Source organism: Flavimobilis marinus (assembly GCF_900113055.1).
Taxonomy (GTDB): domain Bacteria; phylum Actinomycetota; class Actinomycetes; order Actinomycetales; family Cellulomonadaceae; genus Flavimobilis; species Flavimobilis marinus.
The window spans coordinates 627,039-648,910 of sequence record NZ_FONZ01000001.1; the positions used below are offsets into that span (position 1 = coordinate 627,039).

19 protein-coding genes are annotated in these 21,872 nt (G+C 73.5%); 10 read left to right on the plus strand and 9 right to left on the minus strand.

Annotated features, from left to right (window positions below):
- Positions 1 to 7 precede the first annotated feature (7 nt).
- The 4 genes from BMZ30_RS02825 to BMZ30_RS02840 form a co-directional block, all read right to left on the minus strand.
- Positions 8 to 2,257, minus strand: a complete 2,250-nt coding sequence (locus BMZ30_RS02825) for an LLM class flavin-dependent oxidoreductase (protein WP_093374850.1) — start codon at positions 2,255 to 2,257, stop codon at positions 8 to 10.
- Positions 2,258 to 2,337: 80 nt separating this feature from the next.
- Positions 2,338 to 4,014 carry a carbohydrate-binding domain-containing protein gene (locus BMZ30_RS02830; protein ID WP_093374852.1) on the minus strand — a complete coding sequence of 559 codons (1,677 nt, stop codon included), beginning with the start codon at positions 4,012 to 4,014 and terminating at the stop codon, positions 2,338 to 2,340.
- Positions 4,011 to 4,844: a polyphosphate polymerase domain-containing protein gene (locus tag BMZ30_RS02835; protein WP_093374854.1), complete on the minus strand. Its 834-nt coding sequence runs from the start codon at positions 4,842 to 4,844 to the stop codon at positions 4,011 to 4,013. Before BMZ30_RS02835 ends, BMZ30_RS02830 begins: the two co-directional genes overlap by 4 nt.
- A complete protein-coding gene (locus tag BMZ30_RS02840) occupies positions 4,841 to 5,413 on the minus strand; it encodes a DUF4956 domain-containing protein (protein WP_093374856.1) in 573 nt (190 codons plus the stop codon). Before BMZ30_RS02840 ends, BMZ30_RS02835 begins: the two co-directional genes overlap by 4 nt.
- 159 nt (positions 5,414 to 5,572) lie before the next feature.
- Between BMZ30_RS02840 and BMZ30_RS02845 the strand changes: the two genes are divergently transcribed.
- The 5 genes from BMZ30_RS02845 (at position 5,573) to BMZ30_RS02865 (ending at position 10,720) form a co-directional block, all read left to right on the plus strand.
- Positions 5,573 to 6,310: a response regulator transcription factor gene (locus BMZ30_RS02845; RefSeq protein WP_093374858.1), complete on the plus strand. Its 738-nt coding sequence runs from the start codon at positions 5,573 to 5,575 to the stop codon at positions 6,308 to 6,310.
- Complete coding sequence (locus BMZ30_RS02850) at positions 6,307 to 7,773, plus strand: sensor histidine kinase (RefSeq protein ID WP_229828294.1); 1,467 nt, start codon at positions 6,307 to 6,309, stop codon at positions 7,771 to 7,773. The genes BMZ30_RS02845 and BMZ30_RS02850 overlap by 4 nt, the downstream gene beginning before the upstream one ends.
- A 115-nt stretch (positions 7,774 to 7,888) precedes the next feature.
- Entirely contained in the window at positions 7,889 to 9,442 is a 1,554-nt protein-coding gene (locus BMZ30_RS02855; RefSeq protein WP_280513579.1) for a GAF domain-containing protein, read from the plus strand.
- Between the two features lie 113 nt (positions 9,443 to 9,555).
- On the plus strand, positions 9,556 to 10,044 hold the full coding sequence (locus BMZ30_RS02860) for a hypothetical protein (RefSeq protein ID WP_093374860.1): 489 nt from the start codon (positions 9,556 to 9,558) through the stop codon (positions 10,042 to 10,044).
- 55 nt (positions 10,045 to 10,099) lie between these two features.
- Positions 10,100 to 10,720 (plus strand): L-threonylcarbamoyladenylate synthase, encoded by a 621-nt coding sequence (locus tag BMZ30_RS02865; protein ID WP_093374862.1) that lies wholly within the window; start codon positions 10,100 to 10,102, stop codon positions 10,718 to 10,720.
- A gap of 14 nt (positions 10,721 to 10,734) precedes the next feature.
- On the opposite strand, the gene BMZ30_RS02870 is transcribed toward BMZ30_RS02865, so the two are convergent.
- Positions 10,735 to 11,193, minus strand: coding sequence for a cupredoxin domain-containing protein (locus BMZ30_RS02870; RefSeq protein WP_143073115.1), 459 nt, complete (start codon positions 11,191 to 11,193; stop codon positions 10,735 to 10,737).
- A gap of 59 nt (positions 11,194 to 11,252) precedes the next feature.
- On the opposite strand from BMZ30_RS02870, the gene BMZ30_RS02875 reads away from it, so the two are divergent.
- Positions 11,253 to 12,323: a Gfo/Idh/MocA family protein gene (locus tag BMZ30_RS02875; RefSeq protein ID WP_093374866.1), complete on the plus strand. Its 1,071-nt coding sequence runs from the start codon at positions 11,253 to 11,255 to the stop codon at positions 12,321 to 12,323.
- Positions 12,320 to 12,850, plus strand: coding sequence for a heme-degrading domain-containing protein (locus BMZ30_RS02880; RefSeq protein WP_093374868.1), 531 nt, complete (start codon positions 12,320 to 12,322; stop codon positions 12,848 to 12,850). The genes BMZ30_RS02875 and BMZ30_RS02880 overlap by 4 nt, the downstream gene beginning before the upstream one ends.
- Positions 12,851 to 12,881: 31 nt before the next feature.
- Here BMZ30_RS02880 and BMZ30_RS02885 read toward each other — a convergent pair whose 3' ends face one another.
- The 3 genes from BMZ30_RS02885 to BMZ30_RS02895 form a co-directional block, all read right to left on the minus strand.
- Positions 12,882 to 14,198, minus strand: a complete 1,317-nt coding sequence (locus BMZ30_RS02885; RefSeq protein WP_093374870.1) for an MFS transporter — start codon at positions 14,196 to 14,198, stop codon at positions 12,882 to 12,884.
- Positions 14,195 to 16,849 (minus strand): phosphoenolpyruvate carboxylase, encoded by a 2,655-nt coding sequence (locus BMZ30_RS02890; protein ID WP_093375699.1) that lies wholly within the window; start codon positions 16,847 to 16,849, stop codon positions 14,195 to 14,197. The genes BMZ30_RS02885 and BMZ30_RS02890 overlap by 4 nt, the downstream gene beginning before the upstream one ends.
- Before the next feature lie 110 nt (positions 16,850 to 16,959).
- Complete coding sequence (locus BMZ30_RS02895; protein WP_093374872.1) at positions 16,960 to 17,412, minus strand: HIT family protein; 453 nt, start codon at positions 17,410 to 17,412, stop codon at positions 16,960 to 16,962.
- A 79-nt stretch (positions 17,413 to 17,491) separates the two neighbouring features.
- Here BMZ30_RS02895 and BMZ30_RS02900 point away from each other — a divergent pair, with 79 nt between their 5' ends.
- From BMZ30_RS02900 to BMZ30_RS02910, 3 genes are all read left to right on the plus strand, one after another.
- Positions 17,492 to 19,057, plus strand: a complete 1,566-nt coding sequence (locus BMZ30_RS02900; protein ID WP_093374874.1) for an AAA family ATPase — start codon at positions 17,492 to 17,494, stop codon at positions 19,055 to 19,057.
- Positions 19,054 to 19,704 carry a hypothetical protein gene (locus BMZ30_RS02905; RefSeq protein ID WP_143073116.1) on the plus strand — a complete coding sequence of 217 codons (651 nt, stop codon included), beginning with the start codon at positions 19,054 to 19,056 and terminating at the stop codon, positions 19,702 to 19,704. Before BMZ30_RS02900 ends, BMZ30_RS02905 begins: the two co-directional genes overlap by 4 nt.
- Before the next feature lie 135 nt (positions 19,705 to 19,839).
- The gene (locus BMZ30_RS02910) at positions 19,840 to 20,334 is read left to right on the plus strand and encodes a flavodoxin domain-containing protein (RefSeq protein WP_093374878.1); all 495 of its coding nucleotides are present in this window, start codon (positions 19,840 to 19,842) and stop codon (positions 20,332 to 20,334) included.
- 97 nt (positions 20,335 to 20,431) lie between these two features.
- Here BMZ30_RS02910 and BMZ30_RS02915 read toward each other — a convergent pair whose 3' ends face one another.
- Positions 20,432 to 21,865 carry a class II fumarate hydratase gene (locus BMZ30_RS02915; protein ID WP_093374880.1) on the minus strand — a complete coding sequence of 478 codons (1,434 nt, stop codon included), beginning with the start codon at positions 21,863 to 21,865 and terminating at the stop codon, positions 20,432 to 20,434.
- Between the last annotated feature and the right edge of the window lie 7 nt (positions 21,866 to 21,872).

Genomic DNA, 21,872 nt, shown 5'->3' on the forward strand with positions numbered 1-21,872 from the left:
ACCCGCCTCACCCCGCGGGGGAGATCCGGACGTTCGCGCGGAAGACGTTCTCCGGGTCATAGGTGGACTTGAGGGCGCGCAGGCGGTCGAGCGCGTCGGCCGGGAACACGCGGGCGAGGTCGTGGTCGTCCGTCTGGAAGCTCAGGTACACGCCCTGCGCCGCCAGCGCGTCCCACTCGTTAGGTGCCCCCGCGCCCGCCCGGACGTAGCCGAGCAGCGAGAACGCGGCGGTCCGGTGACCGTATGCCATGGCGTCGGCCGGCACGTCGTTGACGGCGCCGCCCACGGACCGGACCTGGACCATCTGCAGCCGGCCCGATCCCACGAGCGACGCGACACGCCCAGCGGTCGCGGGGTCGAGGTGGTCCACCATCGCGGACACCGACGTCATCCGGGCCTGCCCCGCGTGCCGGTTGTGGTGCGGGGCGACCACGGCGGCGTACGGCGCGAGCTGCGCCTGCTGCTGGGCGACCGGCGCGAGCCCGAGGAAGGGCTCGATCGCCGCGACGGCCGCGTCGGGGTCGTCGCCCGCCCACACGTGGTAGGCCTGGGCGACGGCCGGCTGGGTCGGTCCGCCGCCCGCGATCGTCAGGAACGGCGTCAGCTCGCGCGGGCTGCGCTCGACGAGGTCGCCCCAGGCGACGAGGAACTCCGCGAGGTCGGTCGGCTGCTGCACGAGCACCGCGAAGACGACGTCGCCCAGCTCGGTGGCCTCGATGTCGAACGACGTGACGATGCCGAGGTTCCCGCCGGCCCCGCGCAGGCCCCAGAACAGGTCGGGGTGCTCCGTCGCGTCGGCCCGCACCTGGCGACCGTCGGCGAGCACGACGTCGGCGCCCACCACGTGGTCGATGGTCAGGCCGTACGAGCGGGCGAGGAAGCCCTGGCCGCCCGCGGTGGCGAGCCCACCGACGCCGACGTCGCCGTAGTCGCCCGAGCTGATCGCCAGGCCGTGGGGTGCCAGGGCTGCGGCCACGTCGCCCCAGACGGCGCCCGCGCCGACGCGGACGATCCGGCGCTCGCGGTCGAGCACCTCGACGTGATCGATGCCGCGCACGTCGATGACGATCCCGCCGTTGTTGGTCGAGCGCCCGCTGATGCCGTGGCCGCCGCTGCGCACCGCGATCGGCACGCCCTGGCGGCGCGCGAAGGCGAGGGCCGAGGTGACCTCGTCGGGCGTCGTCGGGCGCAGGACCAGCCCGGGCGCACCCCGCCAGACGTACGACGAGCGCACCTGGGCGTACTCGCGGTCGCCGGGCTCGACGGCGCGGGCCGCGAGCGCCGGGGGGACGGCGTCGTAGTCGATGTCCGGGAGGCGGGCGGCGAGCGCGCGGGCGGAGCGTCCGGTCGCCGCGGCTGCGTCCGCGCCACCGGATCCGCGGTGAGCGCGTTCGGCCGCCACCATCTCGCGGAGCGCTGGCGCGACCTCGGCGCCGAACCTGTCGATCAGCCGGGCGTCGTCGGTGCCGAGGATGAACGTGCCGATGCCGTCGTCGAGCGCGAGGCCCAGGAGCTGGTCGGCCCAGTCGCCCGGGTCGCCCAGCAGACCCTCGCCGCCCGGCGTGAGGTTGAGCAACCGGCGGACCTCCCGCGGGTCGCGCCCCGCCGCCGCTGCGGCCTCGTCGATCACGGCGTTCCCGCGCGCCAGGTCGCCGGGCTTCAGGTAGCCCATGGACGGCAGCCACCCGTCGGCCTTGGTCCCGACCAGCCGCAGCATGCGGGGCTTGTACGCACCGAGCCAGAGGGGCACGTCGTGCGCGGGTGCCGGGCCTCGCTTCGCCCCGACGACGCGATGATGGTCGCCCTCGACGCGCACCACGCCGGTGGCGCTCGCGTCCCACAGCGCGCGGATCACGTCGATGCCCTCGCTGAGCGCAGTGACGCCCTCGCCGGGGCTCAGGCGCGGTCCTCCCATGGCGGCGATGCCGTCCCAGAACGCGCCGGCGCCGAGGCCCAGCGCGGCGCGGCCGCCCGAGAGCAGGTCGAGGCTCGCGACCGCCCGGGCGAGCACGGCCGGCGGGCGCAGGGGGAGGTTGAGGACGTTGCCCGCGACGTGCACGCGCGACGTGCGCGCCGCGACCCACGTCAGGAGCGTCCACGTGTCGAGGAAGCTCGGCTGGTACGGGTGGTCCTGGAACGTCACGAGGTCGAAGCCCGCCTGCTCGGAGCGAACCGCGAGATCCACGACCGCCTCGGGGCGGGCGTTGCTCGGGGTCAGGAACGTGCCGACCTGCAGGTCGTGGCCGTAGTCCGGCATGGGAGGGATCCTCTCGAGGGCGCGTGCCCCGCCTGCGCGGGTCTTCCACGTCAAGCAGGCGGGGCGGACGGGCATTCCCGTCAGGACCCGGTGGCGGTGGTGGTGCCGACCTCGGAGCCGTCGATCGACGCGGTGTAGTCCTCGCCGGCCGTCACCTCGGGGCTCGAGACGACGACGGACCCGAGCTCCTTGGCGGCCTCGAGCGTCACGACCTCGTTGCCGTCGGCGTCGACGACCGTGACTACGCTGCCCGCGGGCTGGGTGTCGAGGGCGAACGCGACGACGCCCTGCGTGGAGGAATCGTCGGGCTTCTCGGCCATGCCGGCGCTGCCGACGGCCACGAGCGTGCCACCGGAGATCGTGAAGGTGCCGTTGACGTCGATCGCGCCGTTGCCGTTGTTCGTGGGGCCCTGCACGACGACGGAGCCGCCGGTCATGTCGACGGTGCCGTTGGAGTCGAGGCCGTCGCCGCCCGCGTCGATCAGGAGCGTGCCGCCGCTGATGGTCAGGTGGTAGTCGCCGACGGCGGAGTCGCCGCCGCCGCCGGGACCGCCGCCCGAGCCGCGCTCCGGCATCGTGCCGTCCGTGGCGCCCTCGGGGCGTGCGGGGCGCGTGGCGTCGGTGGGCCTGTCGGTGGGTGGGCCCTCGGGCATCTCGTCCGCCGCGTGCGCGTCGCCGTCGCCAGCGGTGTCCGCAGGGGCGTCGGCGGCCTGGTCGGTGGCCGCGTCCGTCGCGCCGCCGGCGACGTTCACGCCGTCGTCGGAGGCGACCACCGAGATGTCGCCGCCCGAGATGGCCATCTGCGCCGCCTCGAGGCCCTCGGAGGAACGGGTCACTGCGACGCTGCCCGCGGAGATGGCGAGCTCGACGTCGGCGTGGATGCCGTCGTCGTCGGCGGCGACGGTGAGCTCGCCGCCGGTGACCGTGACGTCCGTGGCGGCGTCGATCCCGTCGACCCCGGCGGTCACGTCGAGGGTCCCGCCCGTGAGGCGGACGTAGCCCAGGGCGGCGTCGTCGGCGTTGTCCGCCTTGAGCCCGTCGCCGCCCGCGGTGACGGCGAGGGTCCCGCCGGCGACCACGAGGTAGTCCTTGCCGCGGATGCCGTCGTCGAGCGCGTCGACCGTGATCGTGCCGCCGAGGATGACGAGCCCGTCCTTGGCGGCGATCGCGTCGTTGGACCGGCCCGTCACCGTGAGTGCACCGTCGCCGCCGATCGTGAGGTTGGCAGTCGAGAACAGCGCGGCGTTCGGCTCGTCGGTCTCGGCGTCGGGGTACACGTAGGTGACGGCGTCCGTGAGCGTGCTCGACGAGCCTTCGGGCAGGACGACGATGACCTCGTCGGCCTCGGTCACGACGAGCGGCGCGGACGTCGAGCTCGCGAGGTCGACGCTGTCGAGGACGAGGCGCACGACGCCGTCGGCGGCAGAGTCGACCACCACCTGGCCGTCGGTGAGGGAGCCGCTGAGCCGGTAGGTGCCCGGGGCGGTGACGGTGACGGTCGAGCCGTCCACCTCCACGCTGTCGCCGTCGACCTGGGCGGTGTCGCCGTCGAGCACCACGGCGGTCTCGGCTGCGGTGTCCCAGGTCAGAGCGTCTGTCGTGTCGTGAGGCTCCGACTGCTCGGTCGTGGCGGCCGTGGCCGCGGCGGGCGACGAGCTCGCGCTCGGGGTCGTGGACCCCGAGCAGGCGGTGAGCCCGACGACGAGCGCGGCCGCGGCGGCGGCGGTGGGCAGGGTGCGGGGGCGGTGCAAGGTCATCGTGTGCTCCAGAGGGTGGGCGCGAGACGCGCGGTGGTGGACGAGGCAGTGGTGGACGAGGCGGAGGTGAGCGGGACGAAGGGGTTGCGGTCGAGGACCCGGTGCCACCGGGCGGCGGGGAGGCCGGGGTCGAGCGCGGCGAGGCCGGTGCCGTACTTGGAGATCCGGGAGGGCCGGTGCCCGGCGCGCCACAGCAGGTGGTCGACGGTGCTGGGGTGCCCGGTCGTCTTGGTCTCGACCACCACGCGGTCGGGCAGGTGCGCCGCGGCGTCACCCCGGCGGCACGTCAGGCGGGTGTCGAGCGTCGCGCGGCTTCCGTCGCCCGGCAGGAGGAGCGTCGCGCGCTGGTAGTGCGTGGAGAGCACCGGCGCGAACGTGAGGGCGCGGGCATCGATACCGACGTCGGCGAGGGTGGCCACGACGTACTCGCGGCCCGCGGTCGTCAGGCGTGCGTGGTCCGCCAGCGCGTACGGCAGCCGCTGCTTGACGGTGCTGCCCCGGCGGTCGCGCGTCTTGACCTCGAGCCAGCACGTCCCGGTGTCCAGGTAGGTGCGGGTGCGTACCTTGAACCGTGCCGGACGCCGGCGGGCGGCCTGCAGGTAGCAGGTGAGCTCGGGGGTGTCGAAGTACACGGACTCGTACGCGAGCTGGCGCGCGCCGTCGATCTCGAGCGCGAGGGCGTCCGCGTAGCCGACCACACGGGCGGCAGCGGCGCGGGGCACGACGTACTTGCGGTCGACCCGGGACATCAGGGCCGCCTGGGCCGTGAGGGCCTCGAGGCTGACCGGGCGGATGCGCGCGAGCGCGTCGGCCAGGAGGTCGGCCGTCATCGGGCCACCGCCGCCGTCGCACGCGCGCTGGAGAACCGGACGTCCACGAGTGTCGTGTCCTGCACCAGGTCGACCTTCTGCACGGTGGCCTGGTGGACGGTGCCGCCGAGCAGCTGCTCAAGGTGCGCCACGAGGGCGCCATGATCGAGGTAGGCGCGGTCGACGACGACGACCTGGGCACGGTAGCGGGCGAGCAGACGCGGGTGGTCCCCGACGTGCACGACGAGCAGGACGAGGGCGCACAACGCGGCTGCGGACCACAGCGGCAGGCCGGGCAGGCCGCACAGCAGGCCGAGCGCGAGCGCGGAGAAGTAGTAGGCGACCTCGTGCTGGCCGAGCTCGGTGGACCGCAGCCGGATGATGGACAGCACACCGAACAGCCCGAGGCCGAGGCCGGCTCCGATGGCGCTCTCCGCGAGGGCCGCGCACACGGCGAGGACGCCGACGTTCACGCCGAGGTAGGCGACGACGAGCTCGCGTCGACGGTGCCGGGGGAAGTAGAGGCCGAAGGTGAGGATCGAGACCGCGACGAGGTCGAGGCCGTAGGCGAGCAGCGTGCTGGGGGTCATGGTGTCTCTCCGAGGGGTTCGTGGTGTGCACCGAACTCTGGGAGACCGGACTGTGCGGATCCTTCGCCGTACCTGTGAGCCGGATGTGATCCGGCGGCTCACACGCCACGCACAGGAAACCCTCAGCGGCCTCGTAGCCGTGGGCAGCAGACTGCTTCCATGACCAGCATTACGCCTCCGCCCGTGCGGGCCCTCGTCGTCGACGACGAGCCCTCCCTCGGCGACCTGCTCTCGACCGTCCTGCGCTACGAAGGCTGGGACGTCGACACCGCGCTCACCGGCGCGGCGGCGGTCCAGCTCGCGCGCACCTCGCCGCCGGACGTGATCGTGCTCGACATGATGCTCCCCGACATGACCGGGCTGGAGGTGCTGCGGCGCATCAGGACGACGATGCCCCACGTCCCGGTCCTGTTCCTCACGGCCAAGGACGCCGTCGAGGACCGCGTGGCCGGTCTGACCGCCGGGGGCGACGACTACGTGACGAAGCCGTTCAGCCTCGAGGAGGTCGTCGCGCGGCTGCGGGGCCTGCTGCGCCGCACGGGCGTCGTCGAGTCGGCGGAGGACTCCGCGCTCGTCGTGGGCGACCTCGTGCTGGACGAGGACGCCCACGAGGTCTCGCGCGCCGGCACCGAGATCCACCTGACCGCGACCGAGTTCGAGCTGCTCCGGTTCTTCATGCGCAACCCCCGCCGCGTGCTGTCCAAGGCGCAGATCCTCGACCGGGTGTGGCAGTACGACTTCGGCGGGCAGGCGAACATCGTCGAGCTGTACGTGTCCTACCTGCGCAAGAAGATCGACGCCGGGCGCGAGCCGATGATCCACACGCTGCGCGGCGTCGGCTACATCCTCAAACCGGTCGAGGGCGCCGAGGTGCGAACCGCCCCGGGCGCGCCGTGACACCCCGGCGCTGGACCCTGCGACGCCGGGTCACCGCGCTCGTGATCGCCCTCGTCGCGCTGGTCGCCGCGACGATGGGCACGGTCTCGACCTACGCGCTCCAGGGCTCGCTCGTCGACCAGCTCGACGAGCGGCTCGTGGCGACGAGCGACCGCGGCATGAACGCCGCACGGCCGCCGCGGGGCGAGGACCGCGACGAGCCGCCTCCTGCCCTCAGCGTGCCCGGGCAGGGCGCGGGCACCCTGACCCTCACGGTCGACGGCGCCCAGACCGTCGCCGGCTACCTCGACGACGACGGCACGTTCGAGCCGCTCACGATCGAGCAGCAGGACGCCCTCACCGAGGCGGCCGCCGACGGCGAGGTGCGGACCGTCGCGGTCCCCGGACTGGGGGACTTCCGCGTGCTTGCCCGCACGGACCCCGACGGCGTGCTTCTCGTCACCGGCCTGTCGCTCGCCGACGTGCAGCACACCGTGCGCGACTACCTCCTCGCCGAGGGCGCGGTGGCGCTCGCGGGCATGGCGCTGGCCGCGCTCGGCGCGGGCATCCTCGTCCGCCGCGAGATGCGTCCCCTCGAGCGCGTCGCCCGGACCGCCACGCGGGTCGCAGAGCTGCCGCTGCACTCGGGTGCGGTGAGCCTCGCGGAGCGGGTCCCTGAGGCAGACACCGACCCGGCGACGGAGGTCGGCCAGGTGGGTGCCGCGCTCAACCGCATGCTCGGGCACGTGGAGGACGCGCTCGCGGCCCGGCACGACAGCGAGACCCAGGTGCGCCAGTTCGTCGCGGACGCCAGCCATGAGCTGCGCACCCCGCTCGCCTCGATCCGCGGCTACGCCGAGCTGGTGCGGCGGCGTCCCGAGGGCGTCCCGGACGAGGCGCAGCACGCGATGGCACGGGTCGAGTCGGAGTCCCGGCGGATGACGACGCTCGTCGAGGACATGCTCCTGCTCGCGCGCCTCGACGCCGGGCGGCCGCTCGCGCGCGCCGAGGTCGACCTCGTCGTCCTCGCCGTCGAGGCCGTCGCGGACGCGCACGCCGCCAGCCCGGCCCACCGCTGGCGTCTGGACGTGCCCGACGACGGCGCGACGGTCGTGGTGGACGAGGACCGGCTGCGGCAGGTGCTCGTGAACCTGCTCGCGAACGCCCGCGTGCACACGCCGGCGGGCACGACCGTGGACCTCGCGGTCCGGCGCGGTGCCGGCTCGGTGGTCGTCGAGGTGCGCGACGACGGTCCCGGTGTGCCGGACGATCTGCGTCCACGCCTGTTCCAGCGGTTCACGCGCGGCGACGAGGGACGGACGCGCCGTCCGGCCGGCGCTGAGCCGTCGACCGGGCTGGGGCTGGCGATCGTGGACTCGGTGGTGCGTGCCCACGGCGGCACGATCGTGCTCGCGGAGTCGAAGTCGGGGTCCGGTGCGGCCTTCGTGGTGACGCTGCCGGGCGCGGTCTCCGGGAGCGGGTGAACCTGGCGCGACCTGCACCCTCAGCCCGTGCGCGCCTCATGACACGGCGCACCCGGCCGATGAGTCGCACACACCTGTGTGGGTGTCCGGGGGGCACCTGATACGAGGAGAGACCATGCGGAGCAAGAACTCAGCGGTGGCAGGGATGGATGCGGTGCGCGGTGAGCTGGCGCAAGCACAGACCGGGCTGCGCGCCGTCGAGCTGGTGCAGGAGCGGCTGGCGACCACGACCGACGCCTCGGCTGCCGCGACGGCCGCCCTCGAGGTGGTCCGCTCGACGTTCGGCTGGGCGTACGGCTCCTACTGGGCCGTCGGCGAGGACGACACGCTGCGGTTCGTGGCGGAGTCTGGCGCTGCGTCCGAGGAGTTCCGGGAGGTAACCCGGGGCGCGTCCTTCGCGCGCGGTGTCGGCCTCAGCGGGCGCGCCTGGGCGGCTGATGAGATGGTCACCGTGCCCGACCTGGGCCAGCTCACGGACTGTGTCCGGGCGCCCGCGGCGCAGCGCGCCGGCATCCGCTCCGGCGTGTGCTTCCCGCTGCGGGTCGACGGCCGCGTGATCGGCACCATGGACTTCTTCACCGACGAGGTGCTCACGCTGTCGCCGGTCCGCCACCAGGCGCTGGAAGTGATCGGAATCCTCGTCTCCCGTGCGCTCGAGCGGGTCGTGCACGACGCGTGCCAGGCGGCGGCAGCGCAGGACACCGCGGCGACGTCGGCGGTCCTGCGCGCGGTGATGTCCGCCGGGACGCGCGGCGAGGCGCTCGGCCGGGCGCTGAGCACGATCCGCGAGGGCTTCGGTTGGGCGTACGGCTCGTACTGGGCGATCGACGAGGCGGACCAGAAGCTGCACTTCGTCCAGGAGTCTGGCACGGTGAGCCCGGCCTTCCGCGAGGTGACGCACGCGGCGTCGTTCGCGCAGGGCGTCGGCCTGAGCGGCCGCGCGTGGCAGCGCCGCGACCTGGTGTTCGTCCCGGACCTCGCGGACGTCACCGACTGCGTCCGGGCGCCGGTCGCCCGCCGGGAGGGCGTGAAGTCCGGCGTGTGCCTCCCGGTGGTCGTCGACGGCGCCGTGGTCGGGACGATGGACTTCTTCGCCACGACCCGGCTCACCCTGAGCGAGGGCCGCCAGGCGGCGCTGCGGGACACGGTGTTCCTGATCGGTCAGACGTTGCAGCGGTTCGCCGACGCCGACCGGCTGACGAGCGCTGCGCAGGAGCTCGTGACGTCGATCGAGGAGGTCGAGCGCAACGTCGTCGCTGCGACCGGCGTCGCCACGGAGGGGCAGCGGCTGGCCGTCGAGGCAGACCAGGGCATCGGGCGGCTGCGGGTGTCGAGCGAGGAGATCGGGGACGTCGTCAAGACGATCCAGACGATCGCCGCGCAGACGAACCTGCTCGCGCTCAACGCGACCATCGAGGCCGCGCGCGCCGGTGAGGCAGGGCGGGGGTTCGCCGTCGTGGCCGGTGAGGTCAAGGACCTCGCCAACGAGACGGCGCGCGCGACGACCCAGGTGCAGGAGCGCGTCGAGGCGATCCAGAGCCAGGCGCAGGAGGCGGTGTCCTCGCTCGCCCAGATCCGGGACGCCGTCGAGCGCATCAACGAGACGCAGGAGGTCATCGGGTCCGTCCTGACCGAGCAGGTCTCGGTGACGCGCGCGATCCTGGGCTGAGCGGGTCGACACCACAGGAGCCCGAGGATGCCGGGGGCGCGCCACCGATCGCCGTGCCACCGATGCGCTAGGTTCAGCCGCAGGGGGCGCGCCCGCGCCACGGAGGAGTCACCATGAACTACCGCGCCGACGGATCGTACGACCCCTATGGCCAGCCGACCGGCGCTCCGCGTGGGGGATCCTGGCAGGCGGGCGGCCAGCAGCACGACGCGTACCAGGCGGCGCACGTCCAGGCCGGCGCGCAGTACCCGACCGGCCACCAGCCGGACGGCCAGGGCGCGTCCAGCTACGGGCAGCAGCCCACCTACTCGGGCGGCATGCAGCACACCAACCCGTACGGCGGTCAGCAGCCCGGGGTGTCCTCGCGGGTGCAGGACGAGACCTACGTGGCGTCGTCGGGCTACGGCGTCGCGCCGGACCTGTTCGCCCCGCGACGCCGCGGCGGGCGTGTGCTGGCATGGCTGCTCGCGCTCGGCCTCGCCTTCGGTGCCGGACTCGCCGTCGGGCGCGCGAGCGCCGACGACGGCGCGACGGCCGGCAGTACCACGCTCGAGGAGCTGCCCTGGGGCGGCGTCGTCGACTGGCACGTCGAGGGCGACTGACCGCGGAGGGCGGCGACTCTCGCGCGCTGTCGGCCTCCCGGCCTATCCTCGGCCCATGGCCAAATACGTGGACGTGCACCCGCAGGACCCGCAGCCGCGCGCCATCGCGCAGGTCGTGCAGATGCTGCGCGACGACGCCGTGATCGCCTACCCGACCGACTCGGGGTACGCGCTCGGCAGCCGCATGGACAACCACGGTGGCGCCGACCGCATCCGGTCGATCCGGCACCTCGGGGCGGACCACCATTTCACGCTCGTGTGCTCGGACTTCGCCCAGCTGGGCCAGCTCGTGATCGTCGACAACACCGCGTTCCGCGAGATCAAGGCGGCGACGCCCGGGCCGTACACGTTCATCCTGCCCGCTACCAAGGAGGTACCGCGCCGGCTCGCGCACGCCAAGAAGAAGACCGTCGGCGTGCGCATCCCCGAGCATCCCGTGGTGCGCGCGCTGCTGCGCGAGCTCGGTGAGCCGCTCCTGAGCTCGACGCTCATCCTGCCCGGTCAGGATCGCCCGCTCACCGAGGGCTGGGTGGTCAAGGAGGAGCTCGACCACCAGCTTGACGCGATCATCGACGCCGACGAGTGCGGGGCTGACCCCACGACCGTCATCGATTTCTCCTCGGGCGAGCCCGAGGTCGTGCGCCTCGGCGCGGGCGACGCGAGCCGGTTCGAGTAGCTCGTCGACTCCGTTCAGCCCGCGCGCACGTCCAGCACCATGCCCGCCTCGCGGTGCCCGACGACGCTGCACCAGCCTGCGACGTCGTCCGCCACGACGACGGTGAGGGAAGCCGACTCGCCGCGGGACAGCAGCGGTGTCGCGGAGCCGTCGTCGAGCACGAGGTCGTGCGGCATGCCGTCCTCGTTCGTCACCACGATCTCGAGCGTGGCGCCGCCGGGCACCGTGACCTCCGCGGGCACGAACGCCATGTCGCGCATCACGACCTCGGCTCGGTAGGTGCCGTCCTCCTGGAGTGCGGGACCCGACGGCGTGGGTTCTGTCGGAGCGCCGCCGCACCCGGCGAGCAGCCCGAGGACGAGCGCGGCGGCGACCACGCCGCGGGCACGGACGCCGGCCGGGCGACGGACGGCGGCCGACCGGGGAGCCGCCACGAGGTGGGCATCGGGGCGGGCGGGACGTGGACGGGTCATGGGACGAGCCTAGGCGCGCGGGCATACTGGCCCGAGCGCTCGACGACGAGGAGGAACGGATGACGAAGGCACCGCTGCGGGTGGGACTGATCGGCTACGGCCTGGCCGGGGAGGTGTTCCACGCGCCGGTGATCGCGGCGACGCCCGGCCTCGAGCTCGTCGGCGTCGTGACGCGCCGCCCGGAGGCCGCCGCGAAGGTCGCCCAGCGCTACCCGGACGCGACCGTCGTCGCGAGCGCGGAGGCGCTGCTGGCGGGCGAGGCGGGCCCGCTCGACCTCGTCGTGGTCGCGACGACCAACGACTCCCACGTCCCGCTCGCCCGTGCGGCGATCGAGGCGGGCGTCGCGTGCGTCGTCGACAAGCCCGTCGCGCCCGACGCCGCGTCGGCCCGTGAGCTGGACGCCCTCGCCCAGGAGCGTGGCGTGCCGCTGAGCGTCTTCCAGAACCGCCGCTGGGACGGTGACTTCCTCACCCTCCGCGCGCTGCTCGACGACGGCACGCTCGGTGAGGTCCGCCGCCTCGAGTCCCGGTTCGAGGTCTACAAGGCCGGTGCGACCGGGAACTGGCGCGAGTCCGCCGACCCGGCGATGGTCGGCGGTGTCCTGTTCGACCTCGGGGCGCACCTGGTCGACCAGGCGCTCGAGCTCTGCGGGCCGGTCACCCACGTGTACGCCGAGGTCGACACGCGCCGCGACGGCGTCGGGGCCGACGACGACGCGTTCGTCGCCCTCACGCACGCGTGCGGCGCGCGGTCGCACCTGTGGATGAGCACGGTCGTGGGGGAGTCCGGGCCGCGGTTCCGGGTGCTCGGCTCGAAGGCCGCGTTCACCAGCTGGGGTCTGGACGCGCAGGAGCCGGCGCTCAAGGACGGGCGCACGCCGGACGAGGACGGCTGGGGGCTCTCGGAGCGTCCTGCCATCCTCACGCAAGGCACCGAGCGTACGGAGCTCCCGCTCCTGGCTGGGCAGTACCGCGAGCTCTACGCGCAGATGGCCGCCGCGGTCCGCGGCGAAGGTCCGGTGCCCGTGACGGTCGAGAGCACCGCCCAGGCCCTCGACGTCCTCGAGGCGGCCCGCACGTCCGCCCGCACGGGCACCGTCGTCGAGCTCGTCGCCGAGGAGGAGAAGTGAACCAGTCCGCCGGACCGCAGTACCCCACACCGGGCTACCCGGAGTCGCACGAGGACCTGCAGCGCTGGGTCGACCAGCTCGACGCGGAGGCCGCCGAGCTGGAGCTCGTGTCGTTCACGGCCGACGACGCGCGCCGCCTGGGCATGATCCTCGTCGCCCTCGCGGAGGAGCGCGTGCTCCCCGTCGCGATCGACGTCACCCGTGGCATGCAGGTGCAGTTCCACGTCGCGATGCCGGGGGCGACCGCGGACAACGACGACTGGGTGCGCCGCAAGGTCCGCACGGTCGTCCGCCACGGCGAGCCGTCGCTGCTCGTCGGGATGCGCCCGCGGCTGCGGGGCAAGCGCATCGAGGACGATCCCTGGTTCGACGAGCGTCGGTATGCGGCCCACGGCGGCTGCGTGCCCGTGTGCGTCCGCGGCGCCGGGATGGTGGCCACCGCGACCGTGTCCGGGCTGCCGCAGGTCGACGACCACCGGCTGGTCGTCGAGGCGCTGCGCACGCTGCGCGCCGAGCAGCGCGCCTGAGCCGGTCTCCGACGCGGCCGACGTCGTCCTCTCAGTGGACGGGGTCGGCCGCGCGGTAGGCGCTCCAGTGGCGCCGGATCATCGCCAGCCCGAGGACCCACAGGGGGACCTGCGCGGCCCAGGCGAGCGCGAACCCGCCGCGCGTGTAGAGGTCCGGGCTGGTCTGACCGAGGATGTCGAGGACGAGGCCGACGAGCAGCACGCTGGTCAGCGACGCGACGAACCCGCCCGCGTTGACCATGCCCGTCGCGAGCCCGAGGTTCGAGGGCCGGTTGGTGTCCCGCGCGAAGTCGAACCCGAGCAGCGAGCTGGGTCCGCCCGCGGAGAGCGCCAGCGCGAGGCCCACGGCGACGGCCACGGGGACCCGGCCCGGCCAGACCAGGACGACGACCCACGAGCCGACGTGGAGGGCGACGACGGCGAGGACGATCCGGATGCGGTGCCGGGGGTGGCGGCTCGAGAGGATGCCGACCACGGGGCCCATGGCGAGGCACGCGATCACGTAGGCGCTGAGCACCCCGAGCGCGGTGGGCTCGGCGAGACCGAGGCCTTCCGTGAGGTAGGCGTGCCCCCACAGCAGCGCGAACGCGTACGCGGTGAACGGCGAGACGAAGTGCACCCAGAATCCCACCCGGGTGCCGGGGCTGCGCCAGGTGGCCCGGAGCGCGGACTCCCGGACCGGAACTTCGTGCTGCTCCACCGCTGACGCACCGGCGGCCTCGGCCCCAGGGCTCGCCGCCGCCGTCGTTCCGGTGAGCACGTGGACGTCGGAGCGGTCACCGTCGCGCACCAGCAGCAGCACGAGGGCGGCGAGGACCACGAGCAGCGCCCCCGCGGCGACGAACGCGGTGGTCCAGCCCTCGGCGTGCACGAGCCCGACCAGCGGGCCGAGGCTCAGCAGCTGCCCGAGCTGCCCGGTGATGCCGGCGATCTGGGTCACGAACGGCACCGTGCGGCGCGGGAACCAGGCGGGGATCAGCCGCACGACGCTGATGAACACGAAGGCGTCGCCGGTCCCGACGAGAACCCGGGCGCCGACCGCCTCGGGCGCGGTGTCGGCGAAACCCAGCGCGAGCTGGCCGAGGCCGATCAGGACGCACCCGAGCGCGATGGCCTTGCGCGCGCCGATCCGGTCGAGGACCGCACCCGCGGGAACCTGCATCGCGGCGTAGACCGCGAGCTGCAGCACGGTGAAGAGCGACAGGATCGACGACGACGCCCCGAACCGCAGGGCCGCATCGACCCCGGTCGCGGACAGCGAGGTGCGGGCGAAGATCGCCGACGCGTACGCGAGGACGGCCACCACCCACACGACCACCGCCCGCGACGTGACGGTGGCCGGTGTCATCCGGTGTTCTGCAGCCCGGCGGCCACGCCGTTGAGCGTGATCAGCAGGAGTCGCTGCAGCTTGGCCACGCGCTCGTCGGCCGCCTGCTGGGCCTCGGCGTCGAGCGTGGTGTCCGGCTCCGCGGGCCGGCGCAGGCCGCGCAGGGCGCGAATCTGGATGAGGGAGAGCGCGTCGACGTACGGGCTGCGCATCTGCACCGCGCGGCCGAGGACGCGCATGTTGGCGAGCATGCGCTCCTTGCCGGTGACGATCAGCACCCACTCGCGGGTCAGGGCCATCTCCTCGAGCACCAGCGCGTCGAGGTCGGGGCGGTCACCGAGCGCGAGGTAGCGGCGGGCGATGCGGTCGTCGGTCTTGGCGAGCGACATCTCGACGTTGTCGATCATCGTGGCGAACAGCGGCCACCGCGCGTACGCCCGGCGCAGCTGCTCGACGTCGCCGACGGCGCGCAGCGCGGTGCCGAGGCCGAACCAGCCCGTCAGGTTGATGCGCGCCTGCGACCACGCGAACACCCACGGGATGGCGCGCAGGTCGTCGAGCGAGTTGATGCTCAGGCCGCGCTTTGCCGGGCGCGAGCCGAGCGGCAGCAGACCGATCTCCTCCTGCGGGGTCACCTGAGCGAACCACTGCGGGAAGCCGGGCGACTTCACGAGGGCGAAGAAGCGCTCGCGCGAGACCTCGTCCATGCGCTCCGCCATGGCCGCGAACTCCTCGGCGGCGCCGGAGTTGCGGGCCTCGATGCTGGGGGCCGACGCGAGCAGCGTCGCGCCCGCGACCTGGTCGATGTGCCGGGCGGCGATCACCGGGTGGCCGTAGCGCGCCGCGATGACCTCGCCCTGCTCCGTCAGCTTGAAGCGCCCGTCCACCGAGTGCGGCGGCTGGGCGAGGATGGCGCGGTTCGCGGGGCCGCCGCCGCGACCGAGCGCACCGCCGCGGCCGTGGAACAGCGTCAGGGTGAGGGCGTTGTCCCGCGCCCACTGCGCGATGCGGCTCTGCGCGTCGTACAGCGCGAGCGTCGCCGAGACCGGGCCGACGTCCTTGGACGAGTCGGAGTACCCGAGCATGACCTCGAGGCGACGGTCCGTCTGCGCGAGGCGCTCCTGGACGAGGGGGTGCGTGATCGCCGCGTCGAGGACGTCGACGCTCGCCTGGAGGTCGGCGAACGTCTCGAACAGGGGGATGACGTCGAGCACGGGCAGCGGGGCCTCGGGGCCCATGGCGTGCCGGGCCAGGGTGTAGACGTTCGCGAGGTCCTCGGCCGACGTCGTGAACGACACGATGTACCGGCGCGCGGCCGCGACGCCGTACCGCGCCTGCACCGAAGCCATGGCGCGGAAGACCTCGAGCACCTCGCGGGAGCGCTCCGAGAGGTCGTCTAGGCTGTCGACCTCGGCGATCTCGGCGAGGGTCTCGCGGTGCACCTGGGAGTGCTGGCGGACCTCGAGCTCGGCGAGGTGGAACCCGAAGGTCTCGACCTGCCAGATCAGCTGCTGCAGGTCCGCGAACGCGGCACGGGCGGCTCCGGCCGCGACGAGCGACTCCTGGACGACGCGGAGGTCGGCGAGGAGGTCGTCCGCGAGGTCGTAGGCGAGGTCCGCGTTGCGCAGGCGCGTGGCCTTGATGCGCTCGGCGATGACGAGCAGGACCCGGCGGTACGGCTCGTTCGGGGAGCGCTGGGCGATCTCGTCCGTGACGTCCTCGGCCAGCAGACGCTGCGACTGCCACAGAGCCTCGAGCGCGGAGGAGCCCGGCGTCGTGCTCGCGTCGAGGGTCAGGGCGCGACCCAGGCGCAGGGCGACTGCCTCGAGGGCGTGCAGGGCGTGCTCGCTGGCGATCGCGGCGGCCTGCTTGGTCAGGCTGGCGGTGACGTTCGGGTTGCCGTCGCGGTCGCCCCCGATCCAGGAGCCGAGCCGCACGAAGGACGGCACGCGCGGCGGGACGAGCCCGGCGTCGTCGCCGGCGAGCCAGTCGTCGAAGCGCCGGTAGACCTCCGGGAAGACCTCGAACAGCGTCTGGTCGAACGTGGCCATGGCCGTGCGCACCTCGTCGAGCGGCGAGGGCTTGGTGGACCGCAGGGGCGAGGTGCGCCACAGGCCGTCGACCTCGGCGAGCAGCTGGCGCTTGTTGTCCGCGAGCGTGATGCCGCCCAGGCGGGCGTCGCGCTCGGCGAGCAGGTTCGTGATGCGCCGGATCGCCGCGGCGACCGCACGACGACGGGCTTCGGTCGGGTGGGCGGTCAGGACGGGGCGGAACTCGAGCCCGGCGATGCGGCGGGCCGTCTCCTCCTCGCCGACCTCCTGGCGAAGGGTCTCGACCGCGTGCTGGATCGAGTCCGTCGGCGCGGCGTCGGGGGAGGCCTCGGCCTCGCGCCGGTGCAGCACGCGGACGCGGTGGTGCTCCTCGGCGAGGTTGACCAGGTGGAAGTAGCAGCTGAACGCCCGGGCGACCTCCTCCGCGCGCTCCACGGTGAAGGTGTCGATCAGCGCCTCGGCGGCCTCGATCGCGTCGGACCCGTCCTCCTCGTAGGCGGCGATGGTCAGCGCGCGCAGGTGCTCGACGTCCTCGAGCAGGTCCGCACCGACGGACTCGGTCAGGACGCGGCCGAGCACCTCGCCGAGGAGTCGCACGTCCGCGCGCAGCTCGTCCGGCATCTCGTGGCGGGCGCGACCGCGGTCGGCGTCGGGCTGGGGGGTGGTGTTCGCAAGGCTCACTCGCCGAACTGTAGTTCGTCGGTCCCCGCGGGGCCTGGCGCGTCCGAATGTCAGGCGCGCAGGTGCGGGCTCCCCAGGTCCGCGGGGACGTGTGCGCCGTCGCCCTGGGCGACGAGGGCGGCGCGCAGGGTCTGGGCCGCGGCGTCGAGCTCGGCGGCGGGCACGTCGTCCTTGGCGTTGGCGAAGCTGAGCTCCGCCTCGCCCCAGGCGGGCAGCACGTGCAGGTGGAGATGGGGCACCTCGAACCCGGCGACGACGAGCGCGGCCCGCGGTGCGTCGAACGCGGACTCCTGCGCGAGCCCGATGCGCTTGGCGACGCGGACCAGGTGGCTCAGCAGGTCGTCGTCGGCCGCGGTGAACCGGTCCACCTCCGCGCGCGGCACGACGAGGACGTGCCCGGGGGAGATCGGGGCGATCGTGGCGAACGCGACGGCGCGCTCGTCGGCCCAGACGAACCGCCCGGGGATCTGGCCCTCGATGATCTTGCTGAAGACAGAGGTCATGGTGGCAATCTATCGCCGTGGGATAGGTTGTCCGCCAGTGCGCGCTGCCTGCGCGCCGCACTGAGCCGGGGGAGGTCGGATGGGCACGACGGCGGGCTTCCGCGAGACGGTGATCGACCTCATCCGGGCTCGGCACCCCATCCTCCTGGTGGAGACGCACGAGGCCGAGCGCGTCATGGCGACCGTCTCCTCGGTGGCCGCGGACCCCTACGCGTTCCGCAGCCCGCGCCAGGTGATGGCCTTCACGCTCAGCCGAGGGCTGCACGTGCCGGGCGACCCGGGACGTGGACAGACGCCCGAGGCTGCCCTCGCCGCAGCCATGAACGTCACGCGTCCGACGATCTTCGTGTTCTTCGACCTGCACCACTTCCTCGGTGGGGACGGTGGGCAGGGACCAGACCCGATCCTCGTGCGCGCGCTGCTCGACGTCGCGACCGCGTTCAAGAGCGGCCCGATCGCCCACTCCCTCGTGATCGTCGCGCCCGGCCTCGCGCTGCCGCCCGACCTCGAGAAGGTCGTCTCCGTGGTGGACCTCCCGCTGCCGGACGCCGAGGAGATCGACGAGGTGCTGGCTGCGATCATCGACGCCAACGCCGACGGCATCCGCGTGACGCTCGGGCCGGGCGAGCGCGAGCGTCTCGTCCAGGCGGCACGCGGCCTGACCCGCTGGGAGGCGGAGAACGCCTTCGCTCGCGCGATCGCCGGCGACCGACGACTGGACGCGAGCGACATCGCGCGGGTCGTCGACGAGAAGCGCCAGACCATCCGCAAGTCCGAGCTGCTCGAGTTCATCGCGCCCGCCGGATCGATCGACGACATCGGCGGACTCGACAACCTCAAGCAGTGGCTGGTGAAGCGCAACGGCTCCTGGTTGCCCGAGGCCGCGCGGTGGGGGATCGGGTCGCCCAAGGGAATCCTGATCACCGGGGTGCCCGGCTGCGGGAAGTCGCTGACCGCCAAGTGCATGTCGAGCCTGTGGGGGCTGCCGCTGCTGCGTCTCGACGTCGGCAAGGTGTTCTCGGGGCTCGTGGGCTCGAGCGAGCAGAACATGCGGGCCGCGCTGCGCCTCGCCGAGGCCGTGGCACCGTCGATCCTCTGGATCGACGAGATCGAGAAGGGCTTCGGCTCGGCGACGAGCTCGAGCTCGGGCGACTCGGGGACGAGCCAGCGCGTGTTCGGCACGTTCCTGACCTGGCTGCAGGAGAAGACCTCGCCGGTGTTCGTGATCGCCACGGCCAACAAGATCGACGCGCTCCCCCCGGAGTTCCTCCGCAAGGGCCGGTTCGACGAGATCTTCTTCGTCGACCTGCCGACCCCTGCCGAGCGCGAGGAGATCTGGGCGCTGCACCTGCGCCGTCGGCTCGCGGCTGGTGAGGCCCTGGGCTCGCACGTCCCGCCCACGCCCGAGGTCGTCGCCGAGCTCGCGCGGCGCACCGACGGGTTCTCGGGCGCGGAGATCGAGCAGGCGGTCGTCAGCGCCTGCTTCGACGCGTTCGCCGAGCGTCGTCCGCTCGGGTGGACGGACCTCGAACACGCCGTGCGCAGCACGGTCCCGCTCTCGGTGACGCAGGCGGAGCAGGTCGACACGATTCGGCGCTGGGCGGCCACGCGCGCCGTCGGTGCGACCGCGCAGGCCACCGCGTGACGACGCCGAGGTCGATGGCCTGGTCGCTCGACCCGAACCAGCGGCTGGCCGACCCCGCGTGGCGGCGCCGGCACGGGTGGTCCGTGCTGATCGCGGTGGGCACGCTCGGGATCGGCACGGCCGCCTGGTTCGCGCTGATCTCGCTGCGCCCCGGGGTGAGCGGTCGGTACAAGTTCTGGGCGTGGTTCTGGGGGGTCTTCACCGGGATGACCTACAGCCTGCTCGGGCCAGCGTTCTTCGTGCCGGTTGCCGACGACGCGACCGCCGTCGGGACGATCGTCGTCGTCTGGATGCTGCGGCTGCTGTCCGTGGTGCAGGCCGTCGTGATGAACCGGGTGCTGCTGCGAGAGCGTGCCGTGGCCGAGGTCCAGCGCGAGGCCGCGCTGCTCTCCGTCGGCCTCGGGCGTGGGGGCCCGGGGGCGTTCGGCTCGGCGCCGGCGCCGGGATCGCCCTTCGGTGCCCCCGCGGCGGCGCGTCCGTCGTGGCCGTCGGCGGCCCCTGGGACACTCGGTCCGCCGGTCGCGTCCGGTGGACGGGTGCTCGACCCTGGTCCGCTCGCGCCGCCGGTCACGCCGGGACCCGCGCGGCCGTCGTGGCAGCCGGCTCCTGCGGACGGCACGGGCGAGGGACGACGACTCGACCTCTGAGCGTGCTGCTCGGGCGGAGCGCGTCGGGTGCTGCGCGGCCGGGGGACCTCCGGCCCACGCCGAGCGACGCCGCACGTAGCACCATGGTCGAAAGGGGTGCGAGGGGTCGTATCCACCCGGATGAGGAGTTCACCGATGAGAGCAGTGGTCGTGGTCGCGTCCCGCCATGGGGGCACGCGTGAGATCGGTGAGGTGATCGCCAGCACCTTGGCCGAGGTCGGTATCGAGAGCGACGTGCGCTCGCCCGACGACGAGTTCGACCTGGAGCCCTACGACGTCGTCGTCGTCGGGTCCCCGATCTACACCGGCCGTTGGCTGCCGGAAGCACGGGAGTACGTCGACGCGAACGTCGAGGCCCTGCGCGCGCGCAAGGTGTGGCTGTTCTCCTCGGGGCTCTCGGACGCGCCGGCGAAGGCGTCCAACCGCCCGGCGGAGACGCAGGAGCGGCTCGGCCTGGTGGGCGCTGTGGCCCACCGGCACTTCTCGGGCCGGCTGGACCTCAACGTCCTGAACTTCGCCGAGCGGGCGATCATCGCCGCCGCTCGGGGCAAGCAGGGCGACCGTCGCGACATGGACGCGGTGCGCGCCTGGGCCCGGGACGTCGCCGCGCGGGTCGGGGCGAGCGCGTAGCGCGAGGCGAACAGCCTCGCCCGAGTACGACATCACCGGCTCGACGCCGGACCGCCCAGGGGACGGTCCGGCGTCGGCGTACGGGGGTGCGTGCGGGTCAGGCCTGCGGCGGACGCGTCATCGACAGGACGTCGAGCGCCTGGTCGAGCTGGGCCTCGGTGACCTCGCCGCGCTCGACGAAGCCGAGGGCGACGACGGACTCGCGGACCGTGAGTCCGTTCGCGACCGAGTGCTTGGCGACCTTGGCGGCGGCCTCGTAGCCGATCACGCGGTTCAGCGGCGTGACGATCGACGGCGAGGACTCCGCGTAGGCGCGCGCCTTGCTCTCGTTCGCCGTGATCCCCGCGATCGTCTTGTCGGCGAGCACGCGCGAGGACGTCGCCAGCAGGCGGATCGACTCGAGCACGCCCGCGGCGATGACAGGGATCTGCACGTTGAGCTCGAACGAGCCGGACGCACCGGCCCAGGCGACCGTCGCGTCGTTGCCCACGACCCGCGCGGCGACCATGAGCACGGCCTCGGGCACGACCGGGTTGACCTTGCCCGGCATGATCGAGGAGCCGGGCTGCAGGTCCGGGATGAAGATCTCGCCGAGGCCCGTGTTGGGGCCTGACCCCATCCAGCGCAGGTCGTTGCAGATCTTCGTGATCGAGACCGCGATCGTGCGCAGCACGCCGGAGAGCTCGACGAGGCCGTCGCGCGAGCTCTGCGCCTCGAAGTGGTCCCGCGCCTCGGTGATCGGCAGGCCCGTGTCCTGCACCAGCAGCTCGATCACACGCTGGGGGAAGCCGGCGGGGGTGTTGATGCCGGTGCCGACGGCGGTGCCGCCGAGGGGGACCTCGGCCGCGCGGGGCAGCGCTGCCTCGAGTCGCTCGATGCCGTAGCGGACGGCCGCGGCGTAGCCGCCGAACTCCTGGCCGAGGGTCACGGGGGTCGCGTCCATCAGGTGCGTCCGCCCGGACTTCACGACGTGCGCGAACGCCCGGGCCTTGGCCTCGAGCGCCTCGGCGAGGTGGCACAGCGCGGGCTCGAGGTCGCGCACGACCCCCGAGGTCGCGGCGACGTGCACCGACGTCGGGAAGACGTCGTTGGACGACTGCGACGCGTTGACGTGGTCGTTGGGGTGTACCTCGCGGCCGAGGGCGCGCGTGGCGAGCGTCGCGAGCACCTCGTTGGTGTTCATGTTCGACGACGTCCCGGAGCCGGTCTGGTAGACGTCGACCGGGAAGTGCTCGTCGTGGATGCCGGAGGCGACCTCGTCGGCCGCGGCCACGATGGCGTCGGCGATGTCCTGGTCGAGGACGCCGAGCTCCGCGTTGGCCCGGGCTGCGGCCTTCTTCACGCGCGCGAGCGCCTCGATGTGCCCGCGCTCGAGGCCCGTCCCGGAGATCGGGAAGTTCTCGACGGCGCGCTGCGTCTGGGCACGGTAGAGCGCGGCCGCGGGAACGCGGACCTCTCCCATCGTGTCGTGCTCGATCCGGTACTCGGACGTGTCGGTGTTCGGCGTGGAGCCGACGGCGTTGTCAGTCATGACAACC